The sequence below is a fragment of the Streptomyces sp. NPDC107546 genome (assembly GCF_055639175.1).
Genome location: NZ_JBVKBA010000036.1, coordinates 50488 through 61585, shown reverse-complemented (window position 1 = coordinate 61585; position 11098 = coordinate 50488). Strand labels below are relative to the sequence as shown.

8 protein-coding genes and 5 pseudogenes are annotated in these 11098 nt (G+C 67.5%); 9 read left to right on the top strand and 4 right to left on the bottom strand.

The annotated features are described in order from the left end of the window. The 5 genes and pseudogenes from ACZ7L1_RS33455 to ACZ7L1_RS33435 all read left to right on the top strand — a co-directional run. On the top strand, positions 1-1558 hold a 1558-nt coding region (locus tag ACZ7L1_RS33455; RefSeq protein WP_471442630.1), incomplete at its 5' end, for a non-reducing end alpha-L-arabinofuranosidase family hydrolase. 527 nt (positions 1559-2085) lie between these two features. After that, positions 2086-2775 (top strand): annotated as a pseudogene (locus ACZ7L1_RS33450) (sensor histidine kinase); the annotation flags it as partial. Between the two features lie 376 nt (positions 2776-3151). Next, positions 3152-4831, top strand: a complete 1680-nt coding sequence (locus tag ACZ7L1_RS33445; RefSeq protein WP_471442628.1) for an RICIN domain-containing protein — start codon at positions 3152-3154, stop codon at positions 4829-4831. 23 nt (positions 4832-4854) lie between these two features. Next, positions 4855-4989: pseudogene (locus ACZ7L1_RS33440) on the top strand (tyrosine-type recombinase/integrase); the annotation flags it as partial. A 140-nt stretch (positions 4990-5129) separates the two neighbouring features. Next, complete coding sequence (locus ACZ7L1_RS33435; protein WP_471442626.1) at positions 5130-5384, top strand: hypothetical protein; 255 nt, start codon at positions 5130-5132, stop codon at positions 5382-5384. A gap of 315 nt (positions 5385-5699) precedes the next feature. On the opposite strand, the gene ACZ7L1_RS33430 is transcribed toward ACZ7L1_RS33435, so the two are convergent. Both ACZ7L1_RS33430 and ACZ7L1_RS33425 read right to left on the bottom strand, forming a co-directional pair. Further along, positions 5700-6038, bottom strand: coding sequence for an ANTAR domain-containing protein (locus tag ACZ7L1_RS33430; RefSeq protein WP_471442624.1), 339 nt, complete (start codon positions 6036-6038; stop codon positions 5700-5702). 54 nt (positions 6039-6092) lie between these two features. Beyond that, positions 6093-6461 carry an STAS domain-containing protein gene (locus ACZ7L1_RS33425; protein WP_471442622.1) on the bottom strand — a complete coding sequence of 123 codons (369 nt, stop codon included), beginning with the start codon at positions 6459-6461 and terminating at the stop codon, positions 6093-6095. Positions 6462-6600: 139 nt separating this feature from the next. On the opposite strand from ACZ7L1_RS33425, the gene ACZ7L1_RS33420 reads away from it, so the two are divergent. After that, complete coding sequence (locus ACZ7L1_RS33420) at positions 6601-6927, top strand: MarR family transcriptional regulator (RefSeq protein WP_471442620.1); 327 nt, start codon at positions 6601-6603, stop codon at positions 6925-6927. 110 nt (positions 6928-7037) lie between these two features. Here ACZ7L1_RS33420 and ACZ7L1_RS33415 read toward each other — a convergent pair whose 3' ends face one another. Both ACZ7L1_RS33415 and ACZ7L1_RS33410 read right to left on the bottom strand, forming a co-directional pair. Continuing rightward, complete coding sequence (locus ACZ7L1_RS33415; protein ID WP_471442618.1) at positions 7038-7973, bottom strand: ferritin family protein; 936 nt, start codon at positions 7971-7973, stop codon at positions 7038-7040. Between the two features lie 340 nt (positions 7974-8313). Then, positions 8314-8520: pseudogene (locus ACZ7L1_RS33410) on the bottom strand (IS5/IS1182 family transposase); the annotation flags it as partial. Positions 8521-8538: 18 nt separating this feature from the next. Here ACZ7L1_RS33410 and ACZ7L1_RS33405 point away from each other — a divergent pair. From ACZ7L1_RS33405 to ACZ7L1_RS33395, 3 genes and pseudogenes are all read left to right on the top strand, one after another. Then, positions 8539-9618, top strand: a pseudogene (locus ACZ7L1_RS33405) (tyrosine-type recombinase/integrase); the annotation flags it as partial. A gap of 387 nt (positions 9619-10005) precedes the next feature. Beyond that, positions 10006-10674, top strand: a complete 669-nt coding sequence (locus tag ACZ7L1_RS33400) for an HAD family hydrolase (RefSeq protein ID WP_471442616.1) — start codon at positions 10006-10008, stop codon at positions 10672-10674. A 41-nt stretch (positions 10675-10715) separates the two neighbouring features. Further along, positions 10716-10976, top strand: a pseudogene (locus ACZ7L1_RS33395) (helix-turn-helix domain-containing protein); the annotation flags it as partial. Positions 10977-11098 lie beyond the last annotated feature (122 nt).

Here is an 11098-nt window from a genome sequence, read left to right as displayed (position 1 = left end):
GACGGCGTACGCCAACACCGTCCAGGCGTGCATGAACGTCGCCCGCTGCACCGGCATCACCGTGTGGGGCATCCGCGACAGCGACTCCTGGCGCACCGGTGAGAACCCGCTGCTGTTCGACGCGGGCGGCAACAAGAAGCCCGCCTACAGCGCGGTGCTCACCGCCCTGGGCGGCGGCAGCAGCAGCGGCGGCACGCCGGGCGGGGGCATCAGCTCCGGCACGGTCTACACGCTCTCCGACGTGGCCGCCGGACGCGTTCTCGACGAGCCCGCGGGACAGAACGGCAACGGCACCCCGCTCCAGGTGTGGGACGCCGGCGGTGCCCCCAACCAGCAGTGGCGGGCCGGCCGGAACAGCGACGGCTCCTACACGCTGACCAACGTCGCCAGCGGCCGGGTACTGGACGAGCCGGGCAACCAGACGGGCAACGGGACGAGGATCAAGGTCCGGGACTCCAACGGCGGCGCCAACCAGCACTGGCGGGCCGGCCGGAACAGCGACGGCTCCTACACGCTGACCAACGTCGCCAGCGGCCGGGCGCTGGAGATCCCCGGCGGTCGGACCGCCAACGGCACTCCCGTACGGATCTGGGACTCCAACGGCGGCGGCGCCAACCAGCACTGGAACTTCAGGCCGCTCGCGACGGCGGGCGGCACGTGTGCTCTTCCGTCGACGTACCGGTGGACGTCGACGGGTGCGTTGGCGCAGCCGGCGAACGGGTGGGCCGCGGTGAAGGACTTCACCGACGTGGTGTACAACGGCAAGCACCTGGTCTACGCGTCGAACGTGTCGGGATCGTCGTACGGCTCGATGATGTTCAGTCCCTTCAGGAACTGGTCGGACATGGCGTCGGCCGGCCAGAGCGGGATGAGCCAGTCCGCGGTGGCGCCCACGCTGTTCTACTTCGCGCCCAAGAAGATCTGGGTCCTGGCGTCCCAGTGGGGTGCCTCGCCCTTCGTCTACCGCACGTCGAGCGACCCCACCAACCCCAACGGCTGGTCCGCGCCGCAGCCGCTGTTCACCGGCAGCATCCCGGGCGCCGCCCCGATCGACCAGACCCTGATCGCCGACGGCCAGAACATGTACCTGTTCTTCGCCGGTGACAACGGCAAGATCTACCGGGCGAGCATGCCGATCGGGAACTTCCCGGGCAACTTCGGCTCGTCGTACACGACGGTCATGAGCGACTCGACGAAAAACCTGTTCGAGGCCCCGCAGGTCTACAAGGTCCAGGGCCAGAACCAGTACCTCATGATCGTCGAGGCGCGGGGTGCGAATGAGCAGCGCTACTTCCGCTCGTTCACGGCCTCCAGCCTGAGCGGCTCGTGGACCCCGCAGGCCGCCACCGAGAGCAACCCCTTCGCGGGCAAGGCCAACAGCGGTGCCACCTGGACCAACGACATCAGTCACGGTGACCTGGTCCGCAACAACCCCGACCAGACCATGACCATCGACCCCTGCAACCTGCAGTTCCTCTACCAGGGCAAGCCCCCGACCGCGGGCGGCCCCTACGACCAACTGCCGTGGCGGCCGGGCCTTCTTACCCTGCAACGCTGACCTGCCTGATCCACGGTGATCGCGATCGGGTGCGGTCCGCCGGCGCGTGGACGAGCGGTTCACGGCGTGGGCACCTCCACCTGCTGACCGATAAGCACCACCTCAAGGAACCCCAGCCGTGCGTCGGCTGGGGTTCCTCTCTTTCGCGGACTTTCATCGCGGGTACGGACCGAAGCACTACGACGCCCCGGACGGAAGATCACGTTCCGCACTCTGACGTGCTGGTTCTGCGGGCGAGCCGCTCTGTCCGGGAAACAGTGACCAGCAGGTTCTTCGTCTGCCGGGTCGGCTCCCGTCAGGACAGTGGGGTCCAGCCTGTCGGCGGGGCGGATCCCGCTGATCGGCGGAGTGACCTTCGGTGAACGGTGCGCTGGGATGAGGAGGGCGACGGGATCACGAGGAGCAGTGCCCGGCTGCCGGTGATGGTGTGGGTCCACGGCGGCGCCCTGACCCGGGGCTCGTCGGCCGTGCCCGTACCGTCTTCTCCAGCCACTCGGCGGGAGCGGACCCGACAGTCGCCGGATGCGCGGGCCCGACACGACGTGGCCCGCCAGCTCGTCGAGGTCGAGGAGGCCCGCGAACACGAACGCGCCCTGTACGCCCAGACCGTCCTCGCCCGTGAACGCGCCCAACTGGCCCGCGAGATGCACGACGTCGTCTCCCACCAGGTCAGCCTCATCGCCGTACAGGCCGGAGCCCTGCAGGTCGCCGCCAAGGACCCCGACGCCCGCGACGCCGCCCGCATCATCCGCACCCTGAGCGTGAACACCCTCGACGAACTCCGCCACATGGTCACCCTGCTGCGCGCCTCCGGCGGCAAGGAAACCGAACTCACCCCCCAGCCCACCCTCGCCGACCTCCAGCAGCTGATCGCCAACAGCGGCATCGAGACCACCTTGACCGGCGGGCTCCCGCCCGGCATCAGCACAACCGCCCAACGCACCGTCTACCGCACGGTCCAGGAAGCCCTCACCAACGTACGCAAGCACGCCCCCGGCGCCCGCGCCGAGGTACGCCTGCGGCACGACGCGCAGTACTTCGGCGTCACCGTCACCAACACCGCCCCCAACCGCCCGTCCGTCGCCCTGCCCAGCGCCCGGCACGGCCTGATCGGCCTGAAAGAACGCGCCGAACTGCTCGGCGGCACCCTCACCGCCGAACCCACTCCACAGGGCGGATACAAGATCGAACTACGGGCCCCCACCCGGCCCGCCTGAGCACAACCCGCCCGATGCTCGCGGATGCCTCGCGGCAGGAACGGGAGCAGCCATCATCCGTTCGCCACCGTCGGCGTTCGCCGTGCCGCGCTCCGCGGCGGAGGGGAAGCGGTCAAGGCGGAAGGAATTTGTGGATCTACACGGCAACCTTTTCGGCCTCTCGGACCACTCAGTGTTGTCCGGTCAGATGCAACGGCTGAAAGAGAGCACAGACATGTCCCTTGAACGAGAGCACAGACATGTCCCCAGCCCGCCCGCGTCATCGGTGGCGTCCCGCGCCGGCGGCCGCCGTACCGACGGCCACGCCCCCGGTAGACGCCCGATGCACCGTAGCCGTCGGTTGTTCGCGCGTCGGGGTTTCTGGGCGGTCCTCGTCATGGTCGTCGTGGCCGGCTCCGCTGTTGTGGTCAACACTGCCTCCGCGGAAACCGTGGATCTGAAGAAGTGGTACGTGCTGGTCAACCGCAACAGCGGCAAGGTGCTGGATGACCGAGCCTTCGCCATGAACGACGGCGCGGCGGTGGTGCAGTGGGCGCGCACCGGCGGGGCCAACCAGCAGTGGCGGTTCATCGGCGCGGGTGACGGGTACTACCGGCTGCAGAACCGGAACTCTGGCAAGGTGCTGGACGACCTCGGCTGGTCGAAGACCGCCGGCTCCGCCATCGTGCAGTGGAGAGACCTGAACGGCACCAACCAGCAGTTCAAACTGGCCAAGTCGCCGGATGGCTACGTACGTTTGATCAATCGCTTCAGTGGCATGGCCGTCGAGGTCCACAACGCCACCAAGGCCGACGGGGGCGAAGTCGTCCAGTACCGCGACCGGGGCGGCGCCGCTCAGCAATGGCAACTCGTCCCGGCCGGGAGTGTCGGCAGCGCCGGCACGCCCACGGCGCCGGGCGGGAGCTTTCCCCAAAGCCAGGCTCCGAGCGGCACGCGCCCGTCGTCGCCGTCGTCTCCTGCGGCCGGTGGCGGCAGCTCGACGACACGTTTCATGGGTAGCAGCACGGTGTTCATCGGCGGCTCGATGTCTGACGCCTCGGCGACCGCCGCGCCGTTCGATGTGCGATACGCCTATGTGCACAGCCGGCCCGCGCCCTCGTCGGCCTACTATTCGGCGTCGCGCTGCCAGGACGCGTGGTCGAGCTGGTGGGGCTGCTGGGGCGGCAGCACCACGGCGCCCGGCAACTACGTGACCTGGTCGGACGCCCATGCGGCCCAGGCGACTTACCAGGGCAGCCCGCGCCCGCAGAAGTTCCTCTGGACCTGGTACTCGTTGCGCGACCTCGGTGATCTCGCGGGCGAGGGCGACGGCCCGGGCGAGGTCAAGGCCATCAACAGGGTCGACCTGCTCACCCGGTACCTGAACGACTACCGTTTCTTCCTCCAGAAGATCGGCAAGTCGCACGACATGATCGACCTTGAACCCGACTTCTGGGGCTACGTCCGGTCGCTCGGCGATCCGCACAAGGTTGCCGCGCAGGTCTCGGCCGCAGATCCGACCGATTGCGGATCGCAGGAGAACAGCGCCGCCGGACTCTCCCGCTGCCTGATGTCGATGGCGCGCAAATACGCGCCGAACACCGCTGTGGGGCTCCACCTCACCTGCTGGGACTGGCAGACAGACACACAGGCATGCGTCGAGGACTACGCAAAGCTCGGGGGACAGAACGCCGACTTCCTGGTCACCGATGTGTCGGACCGCGACGCAGGCTGGTACGCACAGCCGGCCCACGGCGGCCGTGACAACTTCTGGACCGACCAGAAGGCCGCCGCCGCGCTGAAGTTCTACAAGACGATGGCCGAGTCCGTGGGCAAGCCGGTGGTCCTGTGGCAGATCCCCGTGGGCAACATGGCGCAGAACAACACCCGCAACCATTACAAGGACGACAAGGTGGACTGGTTCTTCGCGCACATGGACCAGGTCGCGAACGCCCATGTCGCCGGCCTCCTCTTCGGCGCAGGGCAGGAGGAGCAGACGACGGTCGAGTCCGACGGCGGAAACCTGATCAGGAAGACGATCGCCTATCACAACTCGGGCGGTGCAGCGCTCAGGTAGGCGGAAGCGCGAATGCGGCCCCATCCGAGCGCGCCCAGCTGATCTACCAGCACGCGACGGCGAAGCACCAGCGCAAGCTGGCGCAGGGTATCGACGCCGAGGTGCGGCAGCAGCTGCGCGAGTCAGGTGCGGGACGGCAGCAGGCGCACGAGGCGTAGCCGCCCCGCCATCACGGGCGCGGGGCTCGGGCCGAGCGCCAAGCCGAAGCCCCGCGCCCCTCAGCGCTGTGCCCCTCCACGACAGATCGGAGACCGACCACATCACCTGCAATGCCATTTCCAATGGCATACCGGGAGCCATGGCTGACGGCGACGTGGACTTCCTCCCCGGTGACGGCCCCACCAGCGGTATCTCCGTCACGCCGACCGCCGGCACCCTGCAGGCGATCCGTGAACGGGTCGGCAAGCGGGGTGTCTCGGCGTACCTGGAGAAGGCGGCCCAGCGGCAGATCGAGCGGGACAACCTGGACGAGCTGATTGCCGACTTCGACAAGGTGCACGGTCCGGCCGACCCGGAGGCGGTCGCGGCCAAGCGTGCCCCCCCAGGTCGCTGACCTGGGCGAACGGCTGGGTTGCGGCCCGTTCCGGCGCGGCTGCTTTTACCGTGGTTCCCCGCTGTTCCCCGCCTGATCTGGTGCGCTTGTGGTGCGGCGCTTGGGTTCCACTGCGGGCGGAACTCGCTGACCACGGGTGGGTCATCTTCGTCCGCATGACTGATACACGGATCAGTATCTGTCCGGCCCGTGGGGAGGAGACTGCGGCCCTGGCCGCGCTCCGCACTCGCATGGCGTACTACACAGCGGGCGCCTGTCGGCGAACGAGCTGACCAGTGCAAAACAGATCAGCGCGTACTGACTGCTGCACGGTGTCTAATCCACGGCCAAGTGCGGTGCAGCGCGCCGGGAAGGCTTCTGGCTCTCCAACGCGGCATCCAGAGCGCTACGAATCTCCGGAGGCAGGCACGCACTCTGCGGCCACTGCACGACGTGGTCTGCCACCTCCCGCAGTTTGATGTTCGTGTGCTGCGACACCTGCTTGAGGATCGCCCACCCTCGTGCGGGCTGTACGCCGCCGTAGGCGATCACCACGCCGATCGCCTGGTCAATGAGGGCGTGCGAGTCGAGCGCCTGCTTCAGTTGCTCGATCTGCTTCCGCAGGTCGAGAATCTCGCGGTCGGAGTCAGAGCGGTCTTGCATGTTGATCCGCAACTTCCAAACGGCGCTGCATCAGTGGGTGCGCACTCAGGGTCTTCAGTGAGGGGCTCAGGAGGCGGCGGCGGCATCCATCGTCTCTCGTATCGCCAGGACGGTGTCGGCTCCGGTGATCGCAAACAGCCGCTGAAGCTGCCATGGCGGCGCGGCCACGCGGAGGGTGCCCACTTGGTGGATATGGATCAACAGATTGAGGAACGAGGAATCCGCGAAGACGACATCGGAGGTGTCCAGGACCACCTTGCGATGCTTCCTGGCGGCGGCGTCCAGTGCGTGGGCCAGAGGCGGGATCGTATCCATGTCGTAGGAGCCGTGAGCGGCGATGACCCAGGCACCGCGCCATTCGTACTGATCCAACGCAGCTTCCGGGGCATGTTCGCCGGCCTGGTCCGACCCCTGCTCCCCGCCTGTGTTGCTCATAAGTCTTGGCATGACAGCCTCATCCTGGGACACCTTCGGGGCTCCTTCCGTGGCGCTCACCGCGGAGCACGTCAGAGATTACCTGAAAAATATGTCACGTATCTGGGTTCGGCAATGGCGGCCCCCTAAAATGCGGGTCATGGTTGGAGTGCCCGAACCTCACAGCGGATGGACGTTCATCACCAGCCACGCGCGTGTGCTGGCAGCCATCGCCGATAACCCGAACGTCCGGATCCGAGACATAGCTGCCCGCTGCCGGCTCACGGAGCGCGCCGTCCAGCGCATCATCTCCGACCTTGAGCAGGGCGGTTACCTCTCCCACACCCGTGATGGGCGCACGAACACCTATCACATCGAGCCCAACAAGGTGCTGCGCCACCCGGCAGAGGCCGGCCTCACCGTGGCCTCTCTGCTTTCGCTGCTCATGCAGGATGAGACGGAGCGCGGCAGAGCCCCGGTTGCTTAGAGGTCGCGCAGATAGGCGCGGTGGGGACCCCGACGGCAGGACGGGCACAGGCCTTGGTGGAGTTGCGACACTCCGTGATCACCGAGGAGACCTGTGCCCGCTCGGGCGAGTCACCTCTGGCCGGTGAGCTGCTGGAAGGTCCGCTCGTGGTGCATCTCGTCGCCCCCGGCCTCGCGGAAGAAGTCCGCTGCGGCCGTATCGCCTGCTTTCTGGGCCTCGTCCGCGTACCGCGCGTACATGTTGCTCGCCTCCTGTTCCGAGGCGATCGATGTCTTGAGGTTGGTGGCGTCGGAATTGACGTAACCGGCCGCGTTGGACAGCCCGGGCCAGTTCTCGTGGCTCTCTTGCGCCGCAAGAGCGGCGAACAGCGCGGCCAACCTCGCCTGCCCGGTGTTCACCGCGGTCTGGGCGAGGGCTTGGTACTCCGCCCAGTTCCATGCCGCTGTCGTCAGCGCGGAGTTCGCGTCGTGGGTCAGAGCGTTGTAGAAGCTCCCGGTGTGGTGCGGGGCGTTGCTGACCTGGATGGGAACCGTGCTGACGGAGGGAGCGGCAGGGACCTGGCCCTTGCCCTGCAGGGCTGAGAGCGCCTGGGTGAGCAGGCCGGCGGCGGCGGTCTGCCGCGCGGCGACGGCGCGCAGCTCGGCAGCCGCCGCGGAGTTCTCGGGGGCCTGCGCCGCCCAGCCGGTGTAGGCCTTCGCGGCCTGCTGGGCCTGCTCAATCGCCGTCCGCAGGTTGGCGACGTTGTCGGTGGCGCTGTACAGCCCCGCCTCGGTCACCTCATGCATCCAGTGGTCCTGGTGCTCGACCAGACCCACCGACTGCCAGACGTCGGCCAGGTCCGGCCGACCGCTCCGCAGTGCACCGTCGGCGTAGCCGGCGTACTGCAGGGAGGCCGCCGACTCGGTCTTGGCGGCGTCGATCATCAGTTGCCGACTGTCTGAGCCCGCGGCCGATGTAGCGGAGGAAGAGGCGGCCATCGCCGCCGGGGCGGCGGTCCCCATCACTGCGAGGACCGCTATGGCGGGAACAACGAGACGGATGTGCATTGCAAGATCCTCTCGAGCTGAGTCCTGAGACGCCCTGACCGCTATATGCGCAGGGTGCGAGACGGACGAACGATGCAGGGCCAGGGGGTCGACGCGCCATCCTGTGCCAAAAAGGGACTCTACGGCAAAGGGTTACAGTTCGCCCATTAGTGGACTACTCTGCGTCATTGTCGCTGATCGGGCCGTGGGGTAGGTCCTCGGGCAGCCGCCGCGGAGGATGAGGGCTTCGTCTTGATCAGCGAAGCCGTGGATCGCACATCTCTGAGCTCACAGGCCGCACGGATAGGCGTGCGTTCATGGTCGGATGGGTGCAAGTCTCCTTAGAGGCCGCGCGGATAGGCGTGATGTCGTGGGGTAACGGTCCCAGGTCGTCCAGGCGGTCCAGGGTCGGGGCGAGCAGAGGGGAGCCATGTCGGTTGGCGCCAGGCAGGACACGACCCAGTGGAATGCCGTGTCCATCCTTCATGCCCGAGCGTTTCAGGCCCTGTTCGCCGCGGTCGACTGGTGAGCGACCGGCGACCTCGCCGCCTCCGGGGGCCTTGGTGATGGCCGTTCGGGCAGCAGGGACGGTGGGCGCATCCGTGCGGACGAGACCTTCGAGACGAAGAAGGATGCGGAGGTCTGGCTGTCCCAAGTAGAGGCGGACCTCAGCCGCGGTGACTGGCGCGCTCCCGATGCTGGGGCGGTCAACTTCCGCGTCTACGCTGAGAAATGGGTCGAAGAGCGTGAGTTGGCCGTTCGCACTGAGGACCTGTACAAGCACCTACTCCGGCTCTATAGCCTTCCCACCTTCGGCGGCCTCGACCTCGACGAGATCACCGCTCCTCGCGTCCGTGAGTGGCGCGCCGAGCGGCTTCGCACCACGCAGGCCAAGACCACTGTCGCCAAGGCGTACCGCCTCCTCAAGGGCATCCTCGAGACGGCTGTCGATGACGACCCGATCAGCCGCAATCCGTGCCGAATCAAGGGAGCGGGCAAGGAGTCGGCCGCCGAACGCCGTATCGCCACCGTGACCCAGGTCGATGCCCTCGCCGATGCGATCGGTATCCGCTGGCGCCTCATGGTCTACCTCGGTGCGTACGGCCCGATGCGGCCTGAAGAGCTGGCCGGCCTTCGCCGCCGTGACGTCGACGTCGACAACATGGTGATCCGCGTCCGCGTCGCCGAGCCGGAGCGGACGAACGGCAAGCGTGCACCTGGCGAGACCAAGTCGGGCGCAGGCGTGCGACCTGTCGTCCTCCCGGCGTTTCTTCACAGGGAGGTGAAGCAGCATCTCGCCTGGTTCGCCGAGAAGGGGCCTGACGGCCTGGTCTTCGTCGGCGAGAAAGGAGCGCCGTTCCGTAGGACCTCCTTCGGCCGGAAGTGGAAGCGTGCCCGTGCTGCCGTCGGTCTTCCGGACGGATTCCGGTTCTACGACCTTCGTCACACCGGGCACACTCTTTCGACCCGCTCGGGTGCCACGCTGAAGGACACGATGGTTCGGGCGGGCCAGTCCTCTGAGAAGGCTGCGCTGATCTACCAGCACTCCGACGAGGAGCGGCAGCGGGACGTGGCGGCCGGGCTCGACGACATGGTCCGCGCCGAGCGTGCGAAGAACCACAGCGGCGATCGCGCGCACCACAACCAGAAGCCCACCGGTAGCTGACAGCGGCCTTATGGTGCGGTTGTGGTGTGCTCGCCGCCGACCGGTCTAGACAACAAAGAACCCCCGGGTCCATGACCTGGGGGTTTCGCATGGAGCGGGTGACGAGAATCGAACTCGCGCTCTCAGCTTGGGAAGCTGAGGTGATTTAGTGCCCGGCCCGCTGCGGGGTTGACCTGCGGGCCCTGTTATACCAGCACAACACCCCATGAATGCAGTCTGCCGCGGTTGGAACGTGTAGGGGCGCTAGTTGGGGCTACTGGTTAGGCAGTTGCCCAGATCCATGCCCTGGTGATCAGCTTGAGAAGCTGCGAGTAAGTGCGTCTGGCTCGGCCGCTGACCTAAGAGCTGTCCCGCAATGGCCTGCTCGTTGCCTGGCATGATCGACGCGTGACCAGTGAACCTGGGCGGCAGGGCCGCATGAAGTATGTGCTGTTCGACGTCGACGGCACGCTGATCGACGCGGTGAGCAACCAGCGTCGGGTTTGGGGAACCTGGGCGGAACGGTACGGGCTGGACGCAGACGAGGTCTACCAGGTGGCTCTACGGACGCGGCCGATGGAGACGTTCGCCCAGATCGCTGCGGACCACGATCCGCGTGAGTGCCTGGCCGCACTGCACGAGCTGGAAGACGAAGACGTCCGCTCCGGCGTCTATTCGGCTTTCGACGGCGCGTCGGAGCTGTTGCACGGCCTGCCACTGAAGTCCTGGGCGCTGGTGACCTCGAACTACGAGCACCGGGTGCGCGGCCGTTTCCTGCGAACGGGTTTGCCGGTGCCGGACGTGATCGTGGACGCGGCCGCGGTCGAGGAGGGCAAGCCCTCTCCCGTCCCCTATCTGCGAGCAGCTGAGCAGCTCGGCGCCAGTCCGGGAGACTGCCTGGTCATCGAGGACGCCCCGTCCGGAGTGCGGTCCGGGCTACGGGCCGGGATGACGGTGTGGGGTGTGAACACCACCGTCGCAGTGGAGGATGTGCATCGCCACTTCGTCAGTCTTCGAGAGGCAGTCCCCCACATCCTGGCCTTCGCGTCCGGACCTGACGCGAGCGCCGCAGTCTGAGCCCGTCCGCCGGCACCGGGCAGCACCGGGATGATCACGCAGTGACCGGTGTGATCACGGCGTCGGAGCCTTCCTGGATAGCCCCGTTCAGCGGACTGAGCCCGCGACAGTTCGGCAAGCTGATCACGGCGTTGCGGCGCGAAGGCGCGGACCCGGTTCGCACGGGCCGGCCGTGGAGTCTGCCGCTGGAGGATCGGGTCCTGCTGGTCGCCGCATACTGGCGCACCAACCTCACGCTGCGCCAGCTGGCACCCCTGTTCGGGGTATCGAGGTGTTCCCGCAGGATGGTGACCAGTGTGGGCGGGACAGGCGCCGGGCGGACCGGGTGACAGGTCCGCCCGGCCGTACCACCGGTAGCCTCAGGGGGCTACAGAGACGGGGGAGAGGACGAACCCTCTTCCTCGGGGTGGGGTTCTGGAGGAAA

Excerpts from the sequence above, each read along its gene's own strand:
- ACZ7L1_RS33445 (WP_471442628.1), top strand. The coding sequence starts at position 3,152 with ATGGTCGTCGTGGCCGGCTCCGCTGTTGTGGTCAACACTGCCTCCGCG.
- ACZ7L1_RS33435 (WP_471442626.1), top strand. The coding sequence starts at position 5,130 with ATGGCTGACGGCGACGTGGACTTCCTCCCCGGTGACGGCCCCACCAGC.
- ACZ7L1_RS33425 (WP_471442622.1), bottom strand. The coding sequence starts at position 6,461 with ATGAGCAACACAGGCGGGGAGCAGGGGTCGGACCAGGCCGGCGAACAT.
- ACZ7L1_RS33420 (WP_471442620.1), top strand. The coding sequence starts at position 6,601 with ATGGTTGGAGTGCCCGAACCTCACAGCGGATGGACGTTCATCACCAGC.
- ACZ7L1_RS33415 (WP_471442618.1), bottom strand. The coding sequence starts at position 7,973 with ATGCACATCCGTCTCGTTGTTCCCGCCATAGCGGTCCTCGCAGTGATG.